14 protein-coding genes are annotated in these 25,786 nt (G+C 74.1%); 13 read left to right on the top strand and 1 reads right to left on the bottom strand.

The window, feature by feature from the left end; all coding sequences use genetic code 11:
• Positions 1 to 204 precede the first annotated feature (204 nt).
• From AC060L_RS09885 to AC060L_RS09845, 9 genes are all read left to right on the top strand, one after another.
• On the top strand, positions 205 to 1,062 hold the full coding sequence (locus AC060L_RS09885; RefSeq protein ID WP_483798230.1) for an FAD binding domain-containing protein: 858 nt from the start codon (positions 205 to 207) through the stop codon (positions 1,060 to 1,062).
• Positions 1,059 to 3,875 carry a molybdopterin-dependent oxidoreductase gene (locus tag AC060L_RS09880; RefSeq protein WP_483798229.1) on the top strand — a complete coding sequence of 939 codons (2,817 nt, stop codon included), beginning with the start codon at positions 1,059 to 1,061 and terminating at the stop codon, positions 3,873 to 3,875. The genes AC060L_RS09885 and AC060L_RS09880 overlap by 4 nt, the downstream gene beginning before the upstream one ends.
• Positions 3,876 to 4,000: 125 nt before the next feature.
• A complete protein-coding gene (locus AC060L_RS09875; RefSeq protein ID WP_483798228.1) occupies positions 4,001 to 4,672 on the top strand; it encodes a 4'-phosphopantetheinyl transferase family protein in 672 nt (223 codons plus the stop codon).
• A gap of 386 nt (positions 4,673 to 5,058) precedes the next feature.
• Complete coding sequence (locus AC060L_RS09870; RefSeq protein ID WP_483798227.1) at positions 5,059 to 5,913, top strand: DUF4132 domain-containing protein; 855 nt, start codon at positions 5,059 to 5,061, stop codon at positions 5,911 to 5,913.
• A complete protein-coding gene (locus AC060L_RS09865; RefSeq protein WP_483798226.1) occupies positions 5,910 to 11,123 on the top strand; it encodes a hypothetical protein in 5,214 nt (1,737 codons plus the stop codon). Before AC060L_RS09870 ends, AC060L_RS09865 begins: the two co-directional genes overlap by 4 nt.
• Positions 11,120 to 12,259: an ATP-binding protein gene (locus AC060L_RS09860; protein WP_483798225.1), complete on the top strand. Its 1,140-nt coding sequence runs from the start codon at positions 11,120 to 11,122 to the stop codon at positions 12,257 to 12,259. The genes AC060L_RS09865 and AC060L_RS09860 overlap by 4 nt, the downstream gene beginning before the upstream one ends.
• A 92-nt stretch (positions 12,260 to 12,351) precedes the next feature.
• Positions 12,352 to 16,575 carry a DUF5682 family protein gene (locus AC060L_RS09855; protein ID WP_483798224.1) on the top strand — a complete coding sequence of 1,408 codons (4,224 nt, stop codon included), beginning with the start codon at positions 12,352 to 12,354 and terminating at the stop codon, positions 16,573 to 16,575.
• Positions 16,576 to 16,586: 11 nt separating this feature from the next.
• Complete coding sequence (locus AC060L_RS09850; RefSeq protein WP_483798223.1) at positions 16,587 to 18,566, top strand: hypothetical protein; 1,980 nt, start codon at positions 16,587 to 16,589, stop codon at positions 18,564 to 18,566.
• Positions 18,567 to 18,644: 78 nt separating this feature from the next.
• Entirely contained in the window at positions 18,645 to 19,001 is a 357-nt protein-coding gene (locus AC060L_RS09845; RefSeq protein WP_483798222.1) for a hypothetical protein, read from the top strand.
• Positions 19,002 to 19,432: 431 nt separating this feature from the next.
• Here the strand turns inward: AC060L_RS09845 and AC060L_RS09840 are convergent, their stop codons facing one another.
• Positions 19,433 to 20,188, bottom strand: coding sequence for a Mut7-C RNAse domain-containing protein (locus tag AC060L_RS09840; protein WP_483798221.1), 756 nt, complete (start codon positions 20,186 to 20,188; stop codon positions 19,433 to 19,435).
• Positions 20,189 to 21,116: 928 nt separating this feature from the next.
• Here AC060L_RS09840 and AC060L_RS09835 point away from each other — a divergent pair.
• The 4 genes from AC060L_RS09835 to AC060L_RS09820 are packed head-to-tail and all read left to right on the top strand — an operon-like array spanning position 21,117 to position 25,717.
• Positions 21,117 to 22,145: a glycosyltransferase family 2 protein gene (locus tag AC060L_RS09835; protein WP_483798220.1), complete on the top strand. Its 1,029-nt coding sequence runs from the start codon at positions 21,117 to 21,119 to the stop codon at positions 22,143 to 22,145.
• Positions 22,145 to 23,416 (top strand): GNAT family N-acetyltransferase, encoded by a 1,272-nt coding sequence (locus AC060L_RS09830; RefSeq protein WP_483798219.1) that lies wholly within the window; start codon positions 22,145 to 22,147, stop codon positions 23,414 to 23,416. The genes AC060L_RS09835 and AC060L_RS09830 overlap by 1 nt, the downstream gene beginning before the upstream one ends.
• Positions 23,403 to 24,563 carry a glycosyltransferase gene (locus AC060L_RS09825; protein WP_483798218.1) on the top strand — a complete coding sequence of 387 codons (1,161 nt, stop codon included), beginning with the start codon at positions 23,403 to 23,405 and terminating at the stop codon, positions 24,561 to 24,563. The genes AC060L_RS09830 and AC060L_RS09825 overlap by 14 nt, the downstream gene beginning before the upstream one ends.
• Positions 24,560 to 25,717, top strand: coding sequence for a glycosyltransferase family 4 protein (locus AC060L_RS09820; RefSeq protein WP_483798217.1), 1,158 nt, complete (start codon positions 24,560 to 24,562; stop codon positions 25,715 to 25,717). The genes AC060L_RS09825 and AC060L_RS09820 overlap by 4 nt, the downstream gene beginning before the upstream one ends.
• Positions 25,718 to 25,786: the final 69 nt, after the last annotated feature.

Here is a 25,786-nt window from a genome sequence, read left to right as displayed (position 1 = left end):
AGGACGGCCGTCGCACAGCGCCGCCCACCGTCCTGCCACCGCTCTCCCGGCTGCCGCGCGCCCTCCCTCCGCCCCCGGATCCCACGTCCGGGCTTGGTGGATCATCCAGGGCGGGCGGCGGTCCTCGGTGTGCCAGCCCACTCGTCCGGCCCGATCCGCGTTGCTTCAATCGCCGTATCGAGCAGCCGAGGACGGTGGGAGAACGTGGATCTGAACACGGTGACGGAGGTGTGCGACGCCCGTCGTCGCGGCACCTGGCAGCCCGGCGACGCGTGGCTCGGCGGCGGGACGTACCTCTTCTCCGAGCCGCAGCCGCAGATCCGCAGGCTGATCGACCTGAGCCGGACCGGCTGGACGCCCCTGCAGGTGACGCCGGCCGGTGATCTGGAGATCGCTGCCACCTGCACGATCGCCCAGCTGTCCCGGTTCGCGAAGTCCGCGCAGTGGACCGCCGCGCCGCTCTTCGAGCAGTGTTGTCGGGCGTTTCTGGCCTCCTGGAAGATCTGGAACATGGCCACCGTCGGCGGGAACCTGTGCAACTCGCTGCCGGCCGGGCCGATGATCTCGCTGACCGCCGCGCTGGACGGCGTCTGCCGACTGCAGTCGCAGAGCGGCGGGCTGCGCGAGCTACCGGTCGCGGACTTCGTGGTCGGCGCTGGGCGCAACCTGCTCCGGCCGGGGGAGCTGCTGCGCGCGGTGACGCTGCCGGCCACGGCGCTGGCCGCCCGCACCGCGTTCCGCCAGGCCTCGCTGTACGGCCTGGGCCGCTCGGGTGCGTTGCTCATCGGCACCCTGGAGCCCGCCCCGGCCTCCGCCTCCGGCGAGGAGGCACCACCGCAGGGGACGTTCACGCTCACCGTCACCGCCGCGACCGTGCGGCCGATCCGGCTGCGGTTCCCGTTCCCGCCGAACGCGGCGGCCCTGCGCGAGGCGATCGAGTACGCGATCGAGCCGCACGAGTACTTCGACGACATCCACGGGCTGCCCGCCTGGCGCCGGCACCTGACCTTCCACTTCGCCGAGCAGATCCGCCGCGAGCTCACCGAGGAGGCCGCGAGATGAGTTTCGGGATCCGCGTAAACAACCAGGACTTCGACGCCGAGCCGCGTCCCGGCCAGTGCCTGCGCACCTACCTGCGCGACCGGGGCTGGTTCGGCGTGAAGAAGGGCTGCGACGCCGGTGACTGCGGCGCCTGCACCGTGCAGGTGGACGGCGAGCCCGTGCACAGCTGCCTGTACCCGGCGGTCCGGGCCGAGGGCCGTTCGGTGACCACGGTCGAGGGGCTGGCCGGCGACGGGGAACTGCATCCGATGCAGCAGCGGTTCCTGGACGCGCAGGGCTTCCAGTGCGGCTTCTGCACGGCCGGGTTCCTGATGACCACCTCCGCGCTGGACGAGGAGCAGCTGGCCGACCTGCCGCGCTCCTTGAAGGGAAACCTGTGCCGCTGCACCGGCTACCGGGCGATCGAGGACGCGATCCGCGGCGTCCGGCACACCGAGCGGCCGTGCGCGGGTCAGGCCGTCGGGCGCAGCCTCGGCGCGCCGGCCGGGCCGCAGGTGGTCACCGGCACCGCGCGCTACACCTTCGACGTCGAGGTGGACGGGCTGCTGCACATGAAGCTGCTGCGCTCCCCGCACCCGCACGCCCGGATCGTCTCGATCGACACCTCGGCGGCCTTGCGGGTGCCGGGTGTGCACGCCGTCCTCACCCACCACGACGCCCCCGCCAAGCTGTACTCCTCGGCCCGGCACGAGCACCCCACCGAGGATCCGGACGACACCCGCGTGCTGGACGACGTGGTCCGTTTCGTCGGGCAGCGGGTCGCGGCCGTGGTCGCCGACAGTGAGGGCGCGGCGGAGGAGGGCTGCCGGCGGATCGTCGTCGAGTACGAGGAACTCCCGTACGTCCTCGACCCGGAGCTCGCGATGCTGCCGGGCGCGCCGGTGATCCACCCGAAGGGCCCCGAATCGCGGATCGCCCGAGCCGGGCAGAACGTCTGTGGCGAGGTGCACGGCGAGATGGGCAGCGTCGAGCAGGGCTTCGACGAGGCCGACGTCGTCTACCAGGAGACCTTCCGGACCCAGCGGGTGCAGCACGCCAGCCTGGAGACCCACGGCTGCGTCGCGTACTTCGAGCCGGTCGAGCCGGTCGAGGAGACCGGAACGGCCGGGGACAGCGACGGGGACGGTGGCGGGGACGGCAACGGGGTGACCACCGCGGCGGCCGGTGAGGAGCGGATCGTGGTGCGCTCCAGCACCCAGGTGCCGTTCCTGACCCGGCGCGCGCTCTGCGACCTGTACGACCTGCCGCCGGAGAAGGTCAGGGTGGTCGCGGGCCGGGTCGGCGGCGGGTTCGGCGGCAAGCAGGAGATGCTCACCGAGGACATCGTGGTGCTCGCCGCGCTGAAGCTGCGCCGGCCGGTGAAGCTGGAGTTCACCCGCGCCGAGCAGTTCTACGGCGCCACCACCCGGCATCCGTTCACGGTCACGGTGAAGGTCGGTGCCAGGCGCGACGGCACGCTGACGGCGCTGCAGTTCCGGGTGGTCGCCAACACCGGCGGGTACGGCAACCACGGCCCGGCGGTGATGTTCCACAGCGTCGGCGAGTCGATGGGTGTGTACCGGGCGCCGAACAAGAAGGTGGACGCCTACTCCGTGTACACCAACTGCGTGCCGGCCGGGGCCTTCCGCGGCTACGGGCTCGGCCAGGTCACCTTCGCCCTGGAACAGGCGATGGACGAGCTGGCCCGGCGGCTCGGCATCGATCCGCTGGTGCTGCGCGAGAAGAACGTCATCGGCCCCGGTGAACACATGGAGGGCCCGTGCGGCGAGGAGGAGGACCTGCACATCGCGAGCTACGGCCTCGACCAGTGCCTCCAGGTCGTGCGGGACGCGCTCGCGGACGACCGCAGCGCCGAACTCGCCCCCGCGGGCTGGCTGGTCGGCCAGGGCTTCGCGATGTCCGCGATCGCCACCGGCCCGCCCGGCGGCCACTTCGCCGACGCCACCGTGCAGTTGCTGGAGGACGGCACGTACGACGTCGCGGTGGGCACGGCGGAGTTCGGCAACGGCACCACCACCGTCCACCAGCAGATCACCGCCGGCGCGCTCGGCACCACGGTGGACCGGATCGCGATCCGGCAGTCCGACACCGACGTCGTCCGGCACGACACCGGTGCCTTCGGCTCGGCCGGCACGGTGGTGGCGGGCAAGGCCGTGATGAAGGCCGCGAACGCGCTCGCCGAGCGGATCCTCTCCTTCACCGCCGAGTACGCCCGCACGCCGCGCAGCCTGCTGCGGCTCACCGCCGACGCGGTGGACTGCGACGGTCGGCCGATCTCCCTCAAGGAGGTCTTCGAGGCCGCGCGTGGCAGCGCGGTCGTCTTCTCGGCGGACGGGCACTGGGGTGGCTCGCCGCGCTCGGTGGCGTTCAACTCCCAGTGGTTCCGGATCGCGGTGGACCCGGAGACCGGCGAGATCAGGATCCTGCGCAGCGTCCACGGCGCGGACGCCGGCCGGGTGATGAACCCGATGCAGTGCCGCGGCCAGGTCGAGGGCGGCGTCGCCCAGGCGCTCGGCGCGACGCTCTTCGAACAGGTCCTGGTGGACGAACGCGGCGCGGTCACCACCGCGGCCTTCCGCCGCTACCGGCTGCCCGCGTACGCCGACGTGCCGCGCACCGAGGTGCACTTCACCGAGACCTCCGACGCGATCGGACCGCTCGGCGCCAAGTCGATGAGCGAGAGCCCGTTCAACCCCGTGCCACCCGCCTTCGCGAACGCGCTGCGCGATGCGACGGGCGTGCGGTTCACCGAGGCGCCGATGCTGCGCGACAAGGTCTGGCAGGCGATCCGGCAGCACCGGGCGGCCGACTGACGCCGGCTCGGGCTCGGGGGAGCCGGGGTTGGGGGCGTTACCCGGACCTGACATGCTGGGCTCCTGTGGGACATCGGTGGGACATCGGTGGACGTCGGTGTGCGTCGGGTACGAGGGGGACGGCTGTGATCGAGGACCTGGTACCGCCCGGCATCGCGGCCGCCGAGTCGTTCGACGAGCAGCCGCCGCCCGACGCGCTGCTGCCCGAGGAACGGCCGGTGGTCGCCGAGGCGGTGCCGAAGCGGCGCGCCGAGTTCGCCGGCGGCCGGGCCTGCGCCCGTCGCGCGCTGGCCGCGCTCGGTGAACCGCCGGTCGCGATCCTGCCCGGCCCGCGCGGCGAACCGCGCTGGCCGGCCGGCCTGGTCGGCAGCATCACGCACTGCGACGGCTACCGCGGCGCGGTCGTCGCCCACGCTCGGGAGTGGGCTTCGATCGGTATCGACGCCGAGCCGCACCGGGCGCTGCCCGATGGCATCCTCGACGCCGTCCTCGCGAACCCCGCCGAGCGCGACCGGCTGCAGCTGCTGGCCACGGTCAGTCCCGAAGTGCACTGGGACCGACTGCTCTTCAGCGCGAAGGAGGCGGTCTACAAGACCTGGTTCCCGCTGATGAGCCGGATGCTGGAGTTCGAGGAGGCCGAGATCTCGATCGCCGCCCAGGCCCGCTGGCGTGGCCGCTTCACCGCCCGACTGCTGGTCCCCGGGCCGACCGTCGACGGCCGCAGGCACACGGCCTTCGAGGGCGACTGGCTGATCCGCGACGGACTGGTGCTGACCGCGATCAGCCTGCCCCGATGACCAGTTGACGCTTAACCGGCCATCACTCCCGGCACTCCCGGCACTCCCGGCACCCTTGGCACTCCTGGCACCCCTGGCGGACCCGCGTCAGCGCGGACCGGCCTGGTCCTGTTTCCGCCGCGGTGACCCGGCGTCCGCCGGCCCGTTCGCCCGCTGCTTCAGCAGCTCTGCGAGCACCATGTCCGACACCTCCGCACGATCGATCGACTCGTCGTTACGGGGACAGTGCTAACACAGCTCATCGTTCGTCCACAAGGCATCTGACGCCACATTTTGTGCCGGACCGTTGATTTCACCGCTCCGTTGAGCCATCCGGGTGAGGCCTGTCAGTCGGGCCCGCTACGTTTCCCGCCAGCGAACGAAACACGCAGCTGGGAGGCACTGTCATGGGGTGGCTGGCCACGGGTGACTACGAAGTCACTCTCGAACCGGACGGGAAGGTCGCGTGCCGCAACGCGGCCGGCCGCCGGTTGAAGACGGTGCCCTCGAAGCTCAGGGACGACGCGGTCGTGACCGGCCTGCACCAGCTCGCCGAGTGGCTGGAGGCGCACCAGCGCCAGTGCCTGGCCGAGGCTGAGCGGTGGATGGTCCGCTCGCTGCCGGTGCCCGCCGCGGTGCTGACCGCGGTCTGGCCCGACCAGGCCTGGCAGTCGGTGCTGCGCGACCTGGTGGTGACCGGCCCGGACGGCGCGGTGGCCGGCTTCCTGCGCGGGGCCGACCCGGCCCGCGGCATCGGCGTCGTCGATCTGGACGGTGACACGCTCTGGCTGGCCGACCGCGAGCTGCGCATCCCGCACCCGGTGCTGCTCGAAGACCTCGACGAGCTGCGCGAGTTCGCCGTCGAGCTGGGCGTCGAGCAGCAGCTCCAGCAGCTGCACCGGGAGGTCTGGCGGCGCCCGGCCGGCGCCGACCCGGCCGCGCTCCAGGTCGAGGAGTACGCCGGCGGGCGGTACCGACAGCTGCGCGACCTGCTCGGCCGCTGCGCCCGCCTCGGCTACCGGGCCCGCGGCGGCTCGGTGGTCACCCCGGTCGTCGAGGACGGCCGGTCGCTGGAGGCCCGTCTCTGGGTGGGCGACTACTACGAGTACGACGAGTGCGAGACCGGCCCGCTCAGCTGGGCCGCCCCGGACGGCCGGCAGATCCCGCTCGGCGAGGTCGGCCCGGTCGCCTGGTCCGAGGGCATGCGAATGGCAGCCGCGCTGTACGCCGGCCGCTTCGTCGAAGGGGAGGAGTCGGCATGACGACCAGTCAGGAGATCCGGGTGGCGGACCGGCAGACCCAGCAGCCCGACCGCCTGCTCGACGCGGGCGCCGTGCTGCCCCTGGCGCGCACGGCTGCCGACGGTGCCGTGCCACCGCCCGCCACGGACCCGGCCGGCGGCTCCACCGTGGACCTGCTCACCGCCCGCAGCTACCGCCACCCGGCGCTGGACGGCCGCACGGTCGTCCGGCTTGTGCCCGGCGCGCTCGGCCCCGCCGAGGACCTCGCGCTGGAGTACCTGGGCCTGACCCCCGACGGCGCGCCCGCCGAGGTCGGCCTGGTCCGCCAGGAGGCGCTCGGGTTCCCCGCCTGGGCCCTGGTCCACGACCCGGCCAACGGCCACCACGCGCTCGCCGTGGTCAAGGAGATGGAGCGACTCGCCCGTCAGGCCAAGTCCAAGCCGGGGCATGCGAAGGACGGCTTCGAGGAGCTGGCGGCCCGGCTCGGCCGCGCCGTGCCGCACTTCCTGCCCACCTACAGCGAGCAGGTCGGCCGGATCTTCCTGGAGCAGGGCAACCAGACGTACGCCGCCGTCTTCTTCGGCAAGGCCCGCGAGGCCGAGCGGACCCACAGCCTGGTGGTGGACGAGGAGCGGCTGCGCGCCGTCTTCCTGGAGTTCGCGCTGGCCGGCGCGCTGACCGTCAAGGCGCTGCGCCAGTACGTCAAGGACCTCACCGGCCGGCTCGACCCGGTCACCGCCTGGCAGCGGTTCCGCCAGCTCTGCGTCGAGCGTTCGGCGGCCGGCATGGCCCCGTACGCCGGCATCGCGGAGGACGCGAAGGCGCTGATCAAGGCCGCCGGGCTGGACCGGCACGAGCAGATCCGACTGCTGCTCGCGGAGTTGCTGCCCTCACCGGCGATCGGCCGCACCTCGGCGGCGGTCTGGCAGGCATGGCGCTCCCCGCTCGTCGAACTCGCCCGGCAGGACGCCTCGGTGCCGGCCCGGCTGCTGGAGATCATGCCCACCCCGCCCGGCAGCACCGACCAGCGGGCCGCCGACCAGGCCTGGCTGGAGCTGCTCCGGGAGACCGGCGCCGAGCGGCTGCTGACCGACCCGCAGCTGCGCACCGCCGAGCCCGCCGCCCGCTGGCTGCAGCGCTGGGTCGCGCACGTCAACCGCGGCTGGCGCGAGCGACCGAGCTGCGCCCCGACGCTCGCGCTGGCCACCCGGATGGTGCCGCGACTGCGCGCCGAGGGGGTGCCGGTCGAGTTCCCGCAGGGCCACGTGACCGCGATCAACCTGCTCGACCTGCTGCTCGCCGAGCAGGTGCCGGTCGCCGACCCGCCGCCGGTGATGATCTTCCAGCTCGGCGGCTGGCTGTCCGCCGGCGAGCCGGGCCGCCGCGAGCTGGCGGCCGTCGCCGCCGACCCGCGCTACCGCCCGCTGCTCCAGCGGGCCGTTCCCCCGCTCTTCGGCTCGCACCAGGCTGAGCCGGAGCTCGAGCCGTACCCGGTGCTGCGACAGCTGCTCGCCGACTGGGCCGACGACCGGGCCGACGAGCTGCTCGCCGCCCGCGGCCTGGCCGGCGGGTACCAGCTGCTCGTCACGCTCGGCCCGGTGCGCCGCGCCCTGATGACGGTCAACCCGCGGGCCGCCGCGCGGATCGCCGGTCTGGACGTCGCGGCGCTGCTCGGCCGCACGCTGCGCGCCGGCATCCTGGACGAGCTCGGCTGGCCCGCGCTGGAGGAGGGGCTGCAGCGGCTCGGCTACCGGGACTACGACGCCGCCGACCTGGCCACCGTGCCCGGCCGGGTCGCCAAGGACGGCCTGCGGATCGAGGACGCCTGGCCCGCGCTGATCCTGGTCCGGGACCGGAAGGCGGTCGTGGTCGGCCCGGCCGGTGTGCTGCTGGAGCACGAGCTGCGCACGCCGGTCGGCCTGCACGCCTGGCGCAGCCCCCGGCTGCGCTACGTGGACGGCGAGCTGCTGGTCAGCTGGCACGAGGCCGGCGAGCGGCGCGCGTACTGGTCCACTCGCCCCGCCGAGGTGTTCACGCTGGTCGGCGAGCAGCTGACCGGCGGCACCTACCACCAGCAGACGGCGCCGAGCTCGCTGCCGCTGCCCGGCGGCGGCCGGGCCACCGGCGGCCGGGTGCTGCACGCCGGTGACACCGGCTACCCCGCCGAGCGCCCGGTGCTGGGCGACGGCACCGGCTACTGGCTGCTGCGCCAGAGCGGCGGCCGTCAGGAACTGGTGGAGTACGACCCGGCGACCGGTGCGACCGGCCGGGCCTGCCTGCCGCCGCTCTTCACGGCCGGCGCCGCCGAACCCGGGGCCGTGCTGCACCCGCAGCTCTGCCGGCTGCTCCCGCTCCAGCCCGGGCTCGAACAGAGCCCGTTCGGCACCGACGGCGCCGCGCTCGGCGGCCGGGTGACCAGCACCGGCGGCCGCGCGACCTTCCACGGCACCGACGGCCGCGCCACCACCCTGCCGTTCGCAGAGGCCCTGGCGGGTCACCAGGCGGTCCGTCATCCGGCCGGTCGGCTCGACCTGCCGGCCGGCGGCGAGCTGGCACTGATCGCGGGGGGCCGCGATCTCACACTCGCCCCGGTCGACGGCACCGGCGACCGCACCGATGTGCTCGCCGAGCTCGTCAGCTGCCACCACGGCCAGCTGCACGCGGCGGGCACCGCGCTGGTGCCGCCGCTCGACCACTGGCACGCGCTGCGCCCGCGCGACGAGGCGGGCTCCAGGCTGCTGCGCGAGTTCACCGACCGGCAGGCGGCCGAACTGATCGACGCCGCCTGGCCGGTGGATGACGCGGACGACGCAGACGAGGCCGGATCGGGCCGTCCGGAGCTGCTGCTGATCCAGGGCACGCCGCGCCGAGCGCCCAGCAGCCGGGCCGCCCAGCGGATCCCGGCCGAGGCCGTCACCGAGGCGCTGCCCGGCCTGACGCATCAGCTGCTGCAGCTCGGCGTCGCGGGGCTGGCCCGGCTGGCCACCGAGACCGCCGTCCGGGCCGCCCGCTACGCGCCGCTGCCCGAAGCCGACGCCGAGCAGTCGTCCGCCGTCCCCGCCGCCTTCGAGCCCGAGGGCGGGTCGGACGGCGCGCTGCGGGACGCGCTGAGCGGGGTGCTCAACGCCGACGGCTTCGGCCAGAACTACAGTGCCGGCGCGTATCGGCAGTGGCACGTGCTCGCCAATCTGCGGGCCGTCACCGGACTGCTCGCCGCTGAGCAGCTTGCCACCGAGTCGGCCGCCGCTGAGCAGCTTGCCGCTGAGCCGCCCGCCGTCGAGCCGGCCGCCGCCGGGCGCGCAGCGCGTCAGGGCGGCTGGACCGCTGATCCGAAGCCGCTCCTCCTGCACGGCGGCTCCCGCTGCCACGCCTGGGCCCACCTGCTCGGCCGCACCGCGCCGATCGCGCTCGCCGCCGCCTCGCCCGGGACCGGGCAGCCGGCTCGCGAGACGCTCCTGCTGCTGCTCGCCGAGCTGGCCACCGGCCCGCTCGCCGACCGCGGATCGACGCTCCGCCAGGTCACCCTCCAGGAGACGCTCGACCACGAGCTCACCTCGGCGGACCGGACCGCCCGGATCGGTCAGGTGCTGCGCCACGGCGAGCGCATGGTGATCGTTTACGCCTGCGAACGGGCGGCCGGACGCCAGGTGGTCTGGCAGGCGCTCGACCACGACCCCACCCGGGCGTTCACCGCCATCGCGGACTTCGGGCTGGTCTCGGAGCGGCGGGTGCGGGACGACCTGCCGGCCCGCTGGGTCGCCGAGTTCGCCGAACTGCTGCGGCAGCACGGCCCGGTCCGCTGGCGACCCGAGCCGGCCGAGGAGTTCGCCGCGGCCACCGGCATCGGCCGCGCCCGCGCCGTCGTGCTCCTCGCCAACCCGCCCGGCCTGCACAACTGGCGGGGCGAGGTCATGACGGCGGATCAGCTCGCCGAGTGCGACCTGAAGGCGGCGCACGCCAAGGCGGCCCGCGAGTGGCTGCGCGGCGTCGCCCTGGCCGACCGCGAGGCGACCCTCGGCGCGCTGCTGCCCGCCGAGCCGGCCGAGCTGTGGCACACGGGCCTCTCGGCCGCAGCCGCCGCGCGGTGCTGGATCGAGCGGCGGGGCGAGCTGGTCACGATTCCCGAGGAGCTGCAGGGCGGCGCCACCGACATCACCTCGATCGAGGCGCTGCTCACTCCGGGGCGCACCCCGTGGCTGAGCCGGACCACCACCCAGCGGGTCCGCCCGGTCGACCAGGCGGCGCACCTGGTTGCCGAGGACCCGGCGGCGGTGCCCGGTGCGTCCGATCTCGCCGCGACGAGCCGGGCGCTGAAGTGGCTCGCCTACCACCTGCCCTACGGGGACGGGTTGCGCCTGCGGCTCGCACCCGCGCTGGCGGCGGTCCGCCGCCGGCTCGCCGACCCGGAGCTGCTGATCGAGCTCGAGCACGGCTCCACGGTCCGGGACAAGCCGCTGGCCGCGGTGCTGCGCGAGCACGCCGGGTTGCCGGAGAAGGGCGGCGCGGGCAGCGACGGTCTGGTGGTCTGCGGTCCGGCGCTGGTGATCGCGCCCTGCCAGTGGGGTGAGCTCGCCTACCTGCGGCCGGCCGCGCTGAGCGGCCCGGAGGATCCGCTGTTCGACCTGCTGGACGGGCTGGTCGGTGTCTACAACAGCCGGCCCGGCCTGCGCGCACTGCGGCTGCTGCTCGGGCCGCAGGCCGACGGACTGGTCGCGGTGCGGCCGGTGGACGGCGGCGTGTCCGGCGTCCGCCCGGAGAGCCCGGCCGGGTTCTCGGGCTGGCCGCAGCACCCGCAGGTCAGTGCGCCCGCCCTGGTGGCCGAGGTGGCCGAGGCGACCGGGCTCGGCGCGGACGCCGCTGCGCTCTACCTCCAGCTGCTCGCGCTGCCCGACCCGACCGACCGCAACACCGCCCGGTGGACCGGCTGGCCACCGGCCAGGCTCAAGCGGGCCCGAGCCGAACTCGCCGCCACCGAACTGGTCCTGGCGGCCAAGCGGGCCCGGGCCGGCCGCGCCCTCTTCCTGCCCGGCGGCTGGCAGGAGGTCAAGTCGCCCGGTCTGCCGCTGGAGACCTGGAAGGCCGGTCTCTACGAGATCCCCGAGTACAGCGCGATCCTGCCGCCGCTCCCGGCCCCGGAGTTGTTCACCCGGGCCTGGCAGCGGGTCACCGCCGGCGACCGTCCCGGCTACGAGCAGCTCACCACCAAGACCCGTAAGCGAGGCCGTCGATGAGCACGCCCACGACCGTCGTTGACCGTCAGATCGTCCTGCCCGAGGACAGGTACGCCGCCGAACTGGAGTTCCTCGCCGGACACGACAGCGGTCCGCGCCCGCCCGGCTGGCGGCTCACCCCGCGCGCCGTCGTGACGTTCGTGCTCGGCAGCAACGGCGAAAAGCTGAAGAGCGGCCGCAAGAGCCTGCTGATCGAGCAGAAGTTCGTCGGGGACCGAGCCCTGGTGGAGCGCTGCGTGGTCACGCTGGCCGGCGAGCGCGGCCTGCTGCTGGTCGGCGAGCCTGGCACGGCGAAGTCGATGCTCTCCGAGCTGCTGGCCGCGGCCGTCTGCGGAAGCAGCGCACTGACCGTCCAGGGCACCGCGGGCACCACCGAGGACCAGCTCAAGTACGGCTGGAACTACGCCCTGCTGCTCGCCAAGGGCCCGAGCCGTGAGGCGCTCGTCCCGTCGCCCGTCCTCACCGCGATGACGACCGGCGCGGTCGCCCGGGTCGAGGAGGTCACCCGTTGCCTGCCCGAGGTGCAGGACGCGCTCGTCTCGCTGCTCTCCGAACGCCGGATCGCCGTCCCCGAACTCGCCGGCAGCCCCGACGGCCAACTGCACGCCGCTCCCGGCTTCACCCTGATCGCCACCGCCAACCTGCGCGACAAGGGCGTCTCCGAGATGTCCGCGGCGCTCAAGCGCCGCTTCAACTTCGAGACGGTCGGGCCGATCGGCGACCTCGCTGCCGAAGTGGACCTGGTGCGCCGCCAGTCCACCGCGGCCGTCGCGCGGGCGGGCGCGCCGTATGCCGTCGATGACACCGTCCTGGAGGCGCTGGTCACCGCGTTCCGCGACCTGCGCTCCGGCCGCTCGGTCGAGGGCTGGGACGTCGAACGCCCGTCCACCGTGATGAGCACTGCCGAAGCCGTCTCGGTCGCCACCGCGCTCGGCGTCACCGCCGCCTATCTCGACGCGGGCACCGACCTGCTGCACCGCCTCCCCGGTCAACTGGTCGGCGTGGTCCGCAAGGACGACCCCGCCGACGCCGCCCGCCTGCTCGGCTACTGGGACGGCCCGGTCCGCCGTCGGGCCGAGCAGGGCGCGGCAGCCTGGCGGACGCTGTGGGACCTGCGCACGGCGCTGGAGGGGTGAGCGCCGTGACGCGTGATCCCCGACCTGACGCCGGGCTCGGTCCTGGCCCTGGCCCTGGCGCCGACACTGGACCTGGCCCTGACTCCGCAGCGGTGCTCGGCTCGCTCGCTTCGCTCGCCGCCGAGGCCGACCGGCTGGCCGCTGCGGGCGTCGGCGACCCCGGGCCGTTCCTGATCGGGGTGCGGCACCATGCCCCCTCGCTCGCCGCCGCGCTGCCAGCCCTGCTGGACGCGGCCCGGCCGGACGTACTCCTGGTCGAGCTGCCCACGGAGTTCCAACCGTGGCTCGCCCACCTCGCGGACGAGCAGACGACGGCCCCGGTGGCGCTGGCCGCCGCCACGGGGGAGGAGGGCGCGGGTCTCGCGTTCTACCCGTTCGCGGACTTCTCCCCGGAGCTCGCTGCGCTCCGCTGGTCCGCCCGCCATGGCGTCCCGGCCATCGCCTGCGACCTGCCGCTCGCGCACCGGGCGGGGGAGGTGCCGGACCGGCAGGCGGCTTCTGGGCAGGCGGATGCCGAGTGGGCAGGCTCGGGTGCGCGGTCGGCGGACGGGGATTCGGGAGCTGTGGGCGGGGGTGATCCGGAACCGGTCGCGGGTGTGGGTTCCGGTGCTGGGCCGAGGACAGCTGCCGGGGTTGTGCCTGGTGCTGCGTCCCGGGCTGCTTCCGAGGCGTCCGGTCTCGCCCGGGCGCTCGGCCGCCGCCTGTCCGGGCGCCCGGAGGAGGACCTCTGGGACCGCCTGGTGGAGGCTCCCGCTCCCGGGTCCACGCCGGAGCAGTTGCGCCGCGCGGCTCTGCTGGTCGGCTGGGCATTGCGCCAGGACGCCGGCGCCGCCGTCGACCCGATCGACCTGCGCCGCGAGGCCTGGATGCGCGACTGCATCCGCACCCACGGCGCCGGCGGCCGCCGGGTCGCCGCCGTCATCGGAGCCTTCCACGCACCGGCTCTGCTGGATGCCACAGTGCTCCCGCTCCAGCCCGGCACCGCCACGCCGTCCCCTTCAAACCCGCCGCCCGCCGACACCGTGCGGCCCAGCGGTACTCCGGTGCTCGCCGGCCCGGCGGTGCCGGCTGGTTCGCCTGAGTCCGCCGACACCGTGAGGCCCGGTGGTGTTCCGGCGGCGACCGCCCGGGTGTTGGCTGACGCCGTGCCGTCTGCTGGTACGTCCGGGCGCGCTGCCGTGCCCTCCGGAACGGTTCCGGTGGAGGGTAGCCGGGCATCGGCCGGCACCTCGTCGTCCGGTGGTGTTCCGGCGGCGACCGCCCGGGTGTTGGCTGACGCCATGCCGTCTGCTGGTACGTCTGGGCGCGCTGCTGTGCCTCCCGGAAGGGTTCCGGTGGAGGGTAGCCGGGCATCGGCCGGCACCTCGCCGTCCGGCGGTGTTGCGGCGTCGACGACCCAGGTGTCGGTCGGCACCGTGCCGGCTACCGGCACGTCCGGGCCCGTCGCCTTGCCGGCCGGCGGTGCCCAACCCGGCGTGGCGCACACCGTTTCCCTGATCCCGTACACCTACCCCCTGCTCGATGCGCGCTCCGGGTATCCCGCCGGGATCCGTGATCCGGAGTGGCAGCACGCCGTCCTCGAAGCAGCCGGGGAGCCGGAGCGACTCGCTGATGTGCTGACCGGCTTGGCGGTCCGGATCTGTGATGCGCTGCGCGCGCAGGGGCATCCGGCCGGGCCCGCCGATGCTCGGGAGATCGTCCGGTTGGCCGGTGACCTCGCCCGGCTGCGTGGGCTGCCTGCGGCGGGGCGCGGTGAGCTGGTCGAGGCGGTGCAGACCGTGCTCGGCCAAGGGGAGCCACTCGGCCGGGGCCGCGCCGTCGCGCAGGCTCTCGAACGAGTCCTCGTCGGCACCCGGACCGGCAGCCCGAGCCCGAGCACACCGCGCGGCGGCCTCGGCCCGGCCGTCGAAAAGCTGCTCGCCGAACTCGGGCTGCCCGGTCCCACCGGCCCCAGCAACACCCCCAGCACCCCCAACACCCCCAGCACCCATGACCTGCGCCTCGATCCGCTCCGCTCGCCGCTGGACGCCCGCCGCGAGCTGCTGCTGCGCCGGCTGACCGTCTGCGGCGTGCCGTACGCCGAGCAGCTCGCCGTCACCGGCGCCGGTGGCACCGACGCGCTCGGCTCGCACTGGCGGGTGCGCTGGACGCCCGCCGTCGCAGCCATGCTGACCATCGCCGGGCTGCGTGGCGTCACCCCGGCGCAGGCGGCCGAGGGCACGCTGCGTGAGCGGTTGCGCCGCGAGCAGGAGGCCGGCGGCAGCACGGTCCGTCAGATCATCGACGGCCTCGCCGACGCCGCCGGCTGCGCCCTCGCGGAGCTGACGGCGGCCCGTCTCGCCCAATTTGCCGAGCAGGTCCCGGCTGCCGCCACGCTCCCCGAGCTGCTCGACGGGCTCGCGCTGCTCGACCGCCTGCGGGCCGGTCAACTGCCGTCCGCGACGGCGCTCGGCGCGCTGGTCCCGGTCGCGGACGAAGCCGCCGAGCTGCTCACCGCGGCGGCCGTTCGAGGTCTCGAAGGCATGGCGGGGTCCGACGAACCGGCGGACGCCCGGGCGTTGATGGAGTTCGCCCGCCGGGCCGACGTGCTCGGCGGGGTCCGGCTCGGCCGCACGCTTCGGCAACTCGCCGACCACGGCTCGCCATTGGTCCGGGGCGCGGCCGGAGCTGTCCGGGTGCTGCTCGGCCAGCAGGAGCCGGAAGAGTTCGGCGCGCGGGTCGCGTCCTGGGTGGACGGTGCCACCGGCGCCGACTCCCGGCGGGCGCTCGGCCGGTCCCTCACCGGCCTGCTCACCGCCGCCGAGGGCTTGTTGGCCGGCGCGCCGACCGCGCTCGATGCGCTGCTTGAGCGTGTGACCGCGCTCTCCGACACGGCCTTCCTGGACCGGCTGCCCGCCCTGCGCGGTGGCTTCGACACGCTCAGTCCGGCCGCTCGCGACCGGCTGCTCGCAGTGGTCGAGGAACAGCTCGGCGAACGAATGGACACGCTGCCGGGCGAGTTCGAGCCGAGCTCGGTCGCGACCTGGACGGCGGCGGACCTGGCGGTCCGCCGACTGCTCGCCGCCCGTGGCTTGCTGCCCGCCACCACCTCGGTGCCCGAGCCCGCCACCACCGTCACCACCGCCACCACCGCAGCGACGGCCGCCATCACCGGCACCGCCACCGCCACCGTCACCGTCACCGAGCGAGCGCCCGGGTGCGACCTGCCCGCCGCCGACCGCTGGCGGCTGGTGCTCGGTCGTCCCGGCAGCAGCGGTGGCCTCGGTGGCCGGGCGGCCCGGCTCGCCACCGCACTCGATGAGCTGTACGGCACCGGGCGCGGCGAGGGCTCCGGCCCCGGCCCGATCGCCGGACGGGCCGGCCGCGGCGGTCGCGAGGCGCCGTACCCGGGGGTCCGGGAGTGGGCCGACGAACTGGCCGCGCTGTTCGGCCCCGGCCTGCGCGAGGAGGTGCTGGCGGCCGCTGCCGCGAACGGCCGGACCGATGTGCTGGAGACGCTCGCGCCGGAGGCCGCCCGGCCGTCGGTCGAGCTGCTCCGCACCGTGCTCCAGCACGCCGGCGGTCTCCCGGAAGCCCGCCTCGCCGCGCTCCGACCGCTGGTCGGACGGCTGGTGGACGAGCTGTCCCGCGAGCTCGCCACCACGCTGCGCCCGGCGCTGACCGGCCTCGGTGTGCCCCGGCCGAGCCGCCGCCCTGGTGGCCGTCTCGACCTGGCCCGGACGATTCGCGCCAACCTCGCCACCGCCCGGCCGGGCGCGGACGGCGGGACGGTGATCGTTCCGGAGCGCCCGGTCTTCCGCACCCGGGTCAGCAAGGCCAACGACTGGCGGCTGATCCTGGTGGTGGACGTCTCGGGCTCGATGGAGGCGTCCACCGTCTGGTCCGCGCTGACCGCCGCGATCCTCGCGGGTGTGCCGGCGCTGAGTACCCACTTCGTCGCGTTCTCGACCAGCGTGGTCGACCTCAGTGGCCACGTGACCGACCCGCTCGGGCTGCTGCTCGAAGTCCGGGTCGGTGGTGGCACGCACATCGCGGCCGGTCTGCGGCACGCCCGTGAGCTGGTCACCGTCCCGTCCCGCACGCTGATCGCCGTGGTCAGCGACTTCGAGGAGGGCTACCCGCTGGGTGGTCTGCTCGCCGAGACCCGTGCGCTGATCGGGGAGGGATGCCACCTGCTCGGTTGCGCGGCGCTGGACGACACCGGCCAGGCGCGTTACTCGAAAGCCGTGGCCGGACAGCTCGTCGCGGCCGGTATGCCGGTGGCGGCGCTCAGCCCGCTGGAACTGGCCCGTTGGGTGGGGGAGAAGGTCCGTTGAGCGACTCACAGTTGACCGATTTGCAGCTGAACGACCCGCTACGGCCGGCGGGCTGGCCCGCAGTCCCGGCCGCCGTGGTCGCAGAGCTCGTCTCGGAGCTTTCGCCGCGGCTGCAGAAGCGCTTGGACGGCGCGGCCGCGAAGCTCGCCGACCGCCCGCTCAGCCGGACGGGCGATGAGTACCGCGTCCGGATCGACGAGGACGTCGAACTCGTCCTGCACGCTCCGGGTGGGGTGATCGGCGCCGCCTCCGACATCCGTTGCGGCTGTCTGCTCGCCCCGGCCTGCCTCCACCGCGCCGCGGCGGTGACGGTCGCACCCATCGCCGAACCGTCGGCGGACACACCGGAAGCCGACGAACCCGCGCCCGTACGTGCCTCGGCTGCCCGGTCCACTCCCGCCACTTCCGTCACGCCGGCCAACCCGCCATCGTCGTCCGGTGAGTGGTTCAGCACCGCCGAAACCGAGGCCGTCGAGCGCCTGCACCGTTTCGCCGCCGACGCGCTGGCCGCCGGTGTGAGCGGAGCCGGCGGCGTCCAGCAGGCCCGACTCCTGCGCGCGGCGCACCAGGCCCGCCTGCTCGGCCTGTACCGCCCGGCGGCGCTCGCCACCACCGTGGTCACCCGGCTGCGCGCAGCCCGTACCGCCGAACCCGACCACCGGCTCGCCGACCTGGCCGCCGCCTACCGTGAGCTGCTCGACCTCACCACCACAGTCACCACCACGGTCACCGCCACCGGCACCGGCGAGTCCCGTGCCCCCTTCCTTGCCCAGCAGCTCCGCGGCACCCCGCGCCAGACCTATCAACCCGTCGGCGGCCTGCGCCTCCACGGCCTGTTCGCCGAACCGGTCGTGACCGCCACCCACGCCGGAGCCGTCGTCTGGACGGTCGACGCCGAGGGCCGCCTCGCCACGGTCTCCGACATCACCCCACACGCGGACCCCGGTGCGGCGGCCCAGCTGGCCCAGGCCGCCGCGGCCCGCCCGGTCCGGCTCGGCGATGCCGTCCTCTCGCACCGCGAGCTCGCCCGAGCCGGTCTGACCGTCCAGGGCGCCACCCGGACGGCGTCGGGGCGACTCGGCGCGGGGCGCACGGTTCGTGCGGTCCGCGCCGCCGGCGCCGGCTGGCACCAGCCGCCGCTGGCCGCCCTGTGGGCGCAGGCACCGGGGGCCCAGGTCGAGCGGGTGCTGAGCGCCGAGCGGCTGCCGTACGAACTGAGGCCGGCCGGCTCCGATCTGCTCTTCCTCGATGTCACGCTGCGCGGCCTCGGCACCGTCCACGGCCTGGCGGTGCCGCAGCTGCTCGCGGACTGCGAGGACGGTCCGAGGCTGGCGCTGCTGCCGGCGCACGACCATCCCAAGCTGGCCTACCGCGCCAACCTCGCGCTCCTGGCGACCGTCCCCGGCCTGCGGCTGCGGGTGGTCGGCCGGTTGGAACGCGCCGCCGACCCCCGGCTGCGCCTCCTCGCCGCAGCGCCGGCCGAACCGCCGGGGGAGGCACCGGCGACGCTTCGACTCCCGGACGAGCGGCAGGCGCGGATCAGCCTCGGCCTCGAACGCCTGCAACAGGCCGACCTGCCCGCGACTGCCGACGAACCGCTGTCGGCACCCGTCGATGCCGCGCCATCTGCCTCGTCCCCGTCCCCGTCCTCGTCCTCGACCCCGGCCCTGTCCCCGGTCCCGCCGCCACCCGTCCACCTGCTGGCGCGTCGTCTCGAACAGGCCGTCACCGGTGGCCGCCAAGGCCTTGCCCCGCGCCTCCACCGCAGCCCGATGGAGCCCCGGCAGCTCCGGGCGGCCGGCCTCGGCACGGCCGCCGACCTGCTCACCGCGCTGCACGGCGCCGCGGCCGATCTCGACCGCGACGTCTTCGGCCGGCTGCGCACCGACGACCACCTCGCCTTCGCCCAGGCCTGGTTCGCTGCTGCCTGCTACCAGGAGGAGCTGGCAACGGCGCTCTGCGCGACATCCTGGGGTGTGACGAGGTACTGACGCACGATCGACAACTTCTGCTGAGTCAAGGTCATCTCGCTGGTCGGACGGCTACGCTGCTCACCACAAGGAGGATCGATGAGCGAACTCACGGTCGAAGTCGAGCCGTTACCGTCCGCATCCGGCGAGCTGCTGCCGAGCCTGCCGGCGGAGCCGGAGCTGTGCCGTGCCCGCGTGGCGGACCTCGCGGACGGCATCGCCGCAGTCGCCGAGCACTTCCGCGCCCGGCTGGAGGAGCGGATCCGCTACCAGGAGGCCGCCGACCCCACTCGGCCGGCCGCCGAGCGGTCCGCGCAGCGCGAGTGGGGCCTGAACGAGGTGGAGCTGAGCTTCCAGCTCGCCCTGCCGGTCGAGGGAGGCGGAGTGGGCGCGACGAGTGGCGGCGGGACGGTCGGAGTGAAGCTGCTCTGGAAGGCGACCGGCGGCGACAACTGACGACAGGTCACGCCTGGCGGGTGCGCGGGTGCCCCGCGCAGGTCGAACGCAGGTCGGAGGCCGCAGTTGAACATCCGACGAGCCGGCCGACCGGGCGACGTTCCCCGTCAATCGCGTTGCTTCTCACGCGAAGTGTCCTTTGCGGCATTGGAATTGATGCCGCTGGCGGACCGCCGTGTGTGGGTGTCCTGCGGCCCGGCCCGATGAGTGACAGGCGAGTGACAGGCGAGTGGCAATGGGGGTGACGGGTCCCCCAGGGGCTCCTGGGATGGGCGGCGGCCGCCACCCCGCCCGATGTTTCCGGCCGGCAGCCCGCGCGCCTTGGCGGAAGCGAAGGCGTCGCAACCACTTGTGTGCACCGAAAGCAGTATCCGTGTCCACCAGGTGATACCAATGAGTGTGCAGGTGACCCCGGCGAGAAGTCCGAGGTGTTACGCGGTCGGCTCGCCGAACTCCCGCACCGCCTCGGCCACGATCGCGTCCAGCCGGGCGTGGTGCGCGCCGCGCCAGTAGGCCTGTCCGCAGTCGGTGCACTGCGCGAACGCGTCGTACGAGCGCTCGGTGCCGTCCTGCAACTGCCCGTGCAGCGAGGCCTTCTCCGCCGGCCGCAGGGTGCCGTTGCAGGCCGTGCACCTGGTCCAGGGGGCGAGCGGCGGCGCGAACCGGGAGAGCACGTCGCGCAGTTGCTCGGCGGGCCGGTGGCTGTACACGTAGCCGCCGGCCCAGAGCTCCCGGCGGCGCAGCAGTCCCCGGTCGCGCGAGAGCATGACCCGCTGTTCGGCGGCCGAGCGCGCGGCGAGCGCCGCGTCGCCGATGTCCGGGGTCTCGTAGGCGGCGTCGATACCAAGCAGTCGCAGCCGCCGGGCGAGCGTGCCGAGGTGCACGTCGAGCAGGAACCGAGGTGCGCCCGGCAGCCGCTGCGGCCTGCTGACACCGAGGACCGAGATCTCCTCGCCGCCGCCGGGGATGTGCGAGGCGGCCACCGGCCGCCCGCCGACCAGCAGTGATCCCACCTCGGTGAGCGGGACGCCGAGCGACTCCACCAGGTGCCCGAGCGTCGAGGCGCCGTCCACGCGCACCGAGGAGCGGCCCGCCCGCTGCGCCGTCGCCAGGAAGAGCCGCAGCTCGGGCGCGAAATCGACCAGCACGGTTGAGGCCTCGAGGTCCGAGCGCGATTCGTTCTGCACGCGGCCAGCATGCCAGCGGGTCCGCTCCTGCTGCCAATGCCTTTCCGCAGGCCTTTCCGCAGGTCAGTGGCACATGCCGCCGGCAGGTGCGGCAGGCACTCCCGATCCCCTTGCGTGCCAGGCGAGTTCGCCCGCCCGGGCCGCGCTGCGGTGAGCGCCACGGTGAGCGCCGCAGCGAGTGCGGGGGGTGCGCGGGAGGGGGCGCTTGGCGTGGATACGGCGTGTGCCGCGAGCACTCCTGTGAAAGCTGTTGTCTTCTGTCGCATTTGTGTAGAGCAAAACTGATCGCCGATGACTGGATCACGTCATGTACTGGCCTTTCCTCTGATCAGCTGGAAGGATGCTGTGAAGGTCCTGCAAGTACAAGATTTTGCACGGGGGCAATGGGAAGCTCCCGTAGGATCGAGCGAGCTCGTCGCATTGCCCGATGTCGTGGAATGCGATGCAGGATGGGTGGGCATTGTCATGTGACCGGGGGCGGTCCGGAATTGTTGCACGGAGGTAAATTCGTGCCGTTTCCGACCGAATGGTTTGCTGGCGAAAGGGGTGGTGGGATCACGTTTCGAACTGTTCGAAAGCCGGGCGTGATCTTCAGGTCCCTTGGCCAGTAGGCGAGTTGAGCATGCTGACAGTGGCTCGTCAGAGGGAAGAGTTGGCAGGTCGGAGCGGCACTGCCCGTTTGTCCCTCGTTCATCGCCTTGTTCCGATGGCCGGCTCGGCTCAGTGCAATACTCCTGGCCGTCGCACTGCGGCGCCGGGGCAGCGCCGCCCTCGATTTCCGGCCGCATGGGCCGCAAGTCGCCGCGGTCTCCTTCTTCGCAACCGCCAGTCACAGTCGTGCCCGAATGCTCGCGAACGGCCTGCCGTCAGCAGGGCGGAAAAGTGATCGGGCACGTCCGACCCCCAATGAATGGACAGTGGAGGCCTCATGAAGCCGATACACGCGGCCGAGACGCACATCACCGCCGCTCTGACCGGGCGGGCCGAGGCAGCAGGGCAGCTGCACGGCGCCGCCGCGCCGGGTAACCGCCGCTTACGAGCGGGCCGGGCCTGGTCCGGGGAGGGGCCGGTCAAGCTCTCCCTGCTGATGCCCGCGTACAACGAGGAGCGCACCGTCGCCACGGTCGCCCGGGCGCTGCTCGCCCAGGAGTACCCGTGCGAGATCGAGCTCGTCATCGTGGACGACGGCAGCAAGGACCGCACCCCGCTGCACATCGCCCAGATCTCCGACCCCCGGGTCCTCACGTACCGGCACCCGCGCAACTTCGGCAAGGGTGCGGCGCTGCTGACGGCGGCCCAACTCGCCACCGGGACCCACATCCTGCCGTTCGACGCCGACCTCGAGTACTCGCCGGCGGACATCCCGCGGCTGCTCGAACCCGTCCTCGCGGGCCGCTGCGACGTGGTCTACGGCGCCCGGCTGTTCGGCGCCAACACGGTGTACCAGTCGTACCGCTTCGCGATGGGCAACAAGCTCACCACGCTGGCCGCCAACGTGCTCTTCGACGCGCACCTCGCCGACATGCACACCTGCCTCAAGCTGGTCCCGCTGGAGCTGTTCCGGATGCTCCAACTGGAGGCCACCGGCTTCGGGTTGGACACCGAGCTGACCGCGCGGCTGCTCGGCCTCGGGATCCGCCCGTTCGAGGTGCCGGTCAGCTACCACAGCCGCTCGCACACCGAGGGCAAGAAGCTGACCTGGCACGACGGCGTCGGCTGCCTCGCCATGCTGGGCCGGGTGCGGTTCGGGCGCGGTCCGCGCAGCATGGACGACCTGCTGGCCCACGCGGCCCACTCCGCCCATTCCGGCCACCCCGCTCACCCCGCTCACCCTGCTCACCCCGCTCACCCCGCCCACGGCGGCACGGCGGCCGACGGGCGGCCCGCGGGGTCCGAGAACCGGCCGACGGCGCTGGCCGCCCAGGCGGACGAGCAGGCGTCCACCGGAGTGGCCTGATGCGGCTGCACCTCCGTGGTGACACGGCTCCCGCCGAGCCGGCCCACTCCCGGACCACGCACGAGCTGATGGTCCGGCGGATCACCACCTTCGCCGAGCTCGAGGCTCTGCGCGGGCCGTGGCAGGAACTGCACGAACGCGCGAACTCCCGTAATCCGTACGCCGGCCCGGACTGGATCCGGGTCTGGGCAAAGCACTTCAGCAGCGAGCGCGAACTCAACGTGCTGGCGCTGCACCGCGGTGACCGGCTGGTCGGGGTGGCACCCTGCTACCTGCGGCGGCTCGGTCCGGTGCTGCGGACCGTTCACCTGCTGGGCGCCGGCCGGCACGACGCGCTGACCGAGCTGCCGGTGGTGCTCTGCGAGCCCGCGGACGCCCGGACGGTGCTGCGCGCCGTGGTCCAGCACTGGTGCGCGCGCAGCGCCGAGTGGGACTGGCTCGACCTGCCGCTCGGGGCCGAACAGGGCTGGCTGGAGCCCGAGTGGCTGACCGGTCCGGTCGCGCAGAGCGGGCTGATCCGGCACCGGACCACCCGCCCCTCGGTGGTGCTGCCGCTGCCGGGGGAGGTGGCGGCGCTGCGGCCGAGTCTGAAGCGCAACGTCAAGGAGAGCGTCCGCCGGTCCCGCAACCGGCTGAACCGCAGCGGTCGTTCGTGGGCCGTGACGGTCCACGAGTCCGGCCCCGAGGTCAGCCGCGCGCTGCCGGTGCTCGCCGAACTGCACGCCGCCCGGGCCACCTTGGCCGGTCGGCGCCGGCACGGCGACGTGCTGGAGCCCGCCGCGCACCGGGCCTTCCTGGCCGAGGTGCTGCCGCTGCTGGCCGCGGGCGGGCGGGCCGAGATCCTCACGCTGGACGTGGAAGGCCGGGCGGTGGCCGCGCAGTTGGTGCTGCGCGCGCCCTGCGCGGACTACCTGGGGATCAGCGGCGTCGATCCGCTGTGGTGGAACGTCAGCCCGGTGACCCTGCTCCAGCTGACGGCGGCCGAGAACGCGATCCGGCACGGCAATGCGGAGCTCAACCTCTCGCTGGGGCCCGACGTGGCGAAGCTGCGCTGGAGTGAACAGATCGTCCAGCATCCGGAGTTCGCGATCTGTGGCCCGCGCCCCAGGTCGCGGGCCGGCTACACCGCCTACGCGGCCGCGGCGGCCGTCGCCGGCGTGCGCCGTGAGTCGGCGCGGCACCGGATCCGCGGCGGCGCCACGCAGGAGGCCGCCGACCCCCGCCCGGCAGCCGTTGCCAGGAACGCGGAGGTGACCCATGCCGCCGACTGAGCAGACGCGCCGACGGCCGCGCGTGTGCGTGGTCGGCTCCGGCTGGCGGTTCACCGGCGGGCTCAGCCACTACACCTGCCGCCTCGCCGGGGCCCTCGCCGAACACGCGGACGTATCAGCCGTGTTGATGCGCCGCCTGCTGCCCGCCGTGCTCTACCCGGGCCGCGCCCGGGTCGGCGTCAAGGTGGCGGCGATCGACTACGACGAGCGGGTCGACGTCTACGACGGCGTCGACTGGTACTGGCTGCCCAGCCTGCTGACCGCGCTGCGCCGGCTGCGCCGCAACCGCCCGGACACCGTGGTCTTCCAGTGGTGGACCGGCACGGTCGCGCACACCTACCTGGTGCTCGCGATCGTGGCCAGGATGCTCGGCGCCAAGGTGGTGGTGGAGTTCCACGAGGTCCAGGACACCGGCGAGATCCGGATCCCGTTCGTGGCCGCCTACACCCGCCGGGTGCTGTCCGCGCTGCTGCGCCGTTCGGACGCCTTCCTGGTCCACTCGGCGCACGACGAGGAGCTGCTGCGCGGTCTCTTCGACCTGTCCGGACGTCCGGTCACCGTGGTCGCGCACGGCCCGTTCGACCACTACGCGGTCGAACGCAAGCCGTCCGACGACGGGTCGGCCCGGCTGCTCTTCTTCGGCCTGATCCGGCCGTACAAGGGTCTGGACCTGCTGATCGAGGCCTTCGACCGGCTCACGCCGAGCGAGGTCGAGGGGATCCGGCTCACCGTGGTCGGCGAGACCTGGGAGGGGTGCGTGGGGCCGCTCCAGCAGATCGAGGCCTCGCCGTACCGGGACCGGATCACGCTGGTCAACCGCTACGTGTCGGACGAGGAGGCGAAGGCGCACTTCGCCGCCGCCGACGCGCTGGTGCTGCCGTACCGGCGCTCCTCCGCCAGCGGTCCGCTGCACATCGCGATGAGCAACGGGCTGCCGGTGGTGCTGAGTTCGGTCGGCGGACTGGTCGAGGCGGTGGGGGACTACCCCGGGGCGGTGTTGGTGCCGCCGGAGGACGTGGACGCACTAGTGGAGGGTTTGCGCAAGGTGGTCACCATGGCCGGGGAGAACTACCCCGACCCGCACAGCTGGGAACGGAACGTCGAAGCGGTGCTGAGCACGGCCGCCACGGAAGGCGGAGCACGGTGAGGCTCGCACTGGTCAGTCCGGGGTACCCGCCGACCCCGGGCGGAGTCGAGATGGTGGTCGCGCAGACGGCGCGGGCGCTGGTCCGGGCGGGAGTCAGCGTCGAGGTGCTCGCACAGCAGGCCCGCCCGTCAGCCGTTCACCCGACAACCGGCCGCCCGGCGCCGAACCGGGAGTCCGAGAGCCGGGCGTCGGAGAGCTGGGCGTCCGAGAGCTGGGAGGACGGCGTGCTGGTCCGCCGGTTCGCCGCCAACCGGGGTGAGAACTACCGCACGGCGCCCGGCCTCTACCGCCACCTCGCGCGGCACGCGGCCTCCTTCGACGTCGTGCACGGCCACAGCTACCACGCGCTGACCGGCGTCGGCGCGGCGCTCACGCTGCGACTGCGCGGCCTGCGGGTGCCGTTCGTGCTGACCCCGCACTACCACGGCACCGGGCACACCCCGGCCCGCGCGCTGCTGCACCGCGCCTACCGCCCGGTCGGCCGGGCCGCCGCGGGCCGCGCCAAGGCGGTGCTCTGCGTCTCCCGGCCGGAGGCCGAGCTGTTCGCGGTCGACTTCCCCGCGGCGGCCGGCAAGGTCGCCGTGGTGCCGAACGCGGTGGACCGCGCCGCGCTGCGCACCGCGCTGCCGCTGCCCGGCGAGCCGCCGACCGTGCTGAGCGTCGGCCGGCTGGAGCGCTACAAGCGGGTGGACCGGCTGATCGAGGCCTTCGGCCGGATCAGTACGGCCGGGGCCCAGCTGGTGGTGATCGGCGAGGGCCCGGACCGGGCACGACTGGAGGCACTCGCCTCGGGGATCCCCGGCGTCCGGTTCCTCGGCCGGGTCGGCGACCTGGAGCTGCGCCGCTGGCTGCGGACGGCCGGCGTGCTCGGCAGCCTCTCCGAGCGCGAGGCGTACGGCCTCGCGCCGGCCGAGGCGCTCGCGGCCGGCACCTGGGCGGTGCTCTCGGACATCCCGGCCCACGCCGAGCTGCCCGCCGACGGCGCCAAGCGCCTGCTCGCGGCCGATGCGACCGCCGAGCAGATCGGCGCCGTGCTGGCGAGCTGCCTCGCCGCGCCCCCCGCGCCCGGCAGCGAGTCGATTCCCGACTGGGACGCCGTCGCCGCCCAACTGGTCGGCGTGTACCACAAGGTGGCGGCAGAGGTGGCCGCATGAGCGAGCGAAGCGAGCGAATAATCGATAGGTGCGCATGTGCGAAGCGCCTGCCGAGCGCAAGCGAGGTGG

This window comes from Kitasatospora sp. NEAU-69, assembly GCF_057158765.1.
This window is presented reverse-complemented; position numbering and strand designations above follow the sequence as displayed.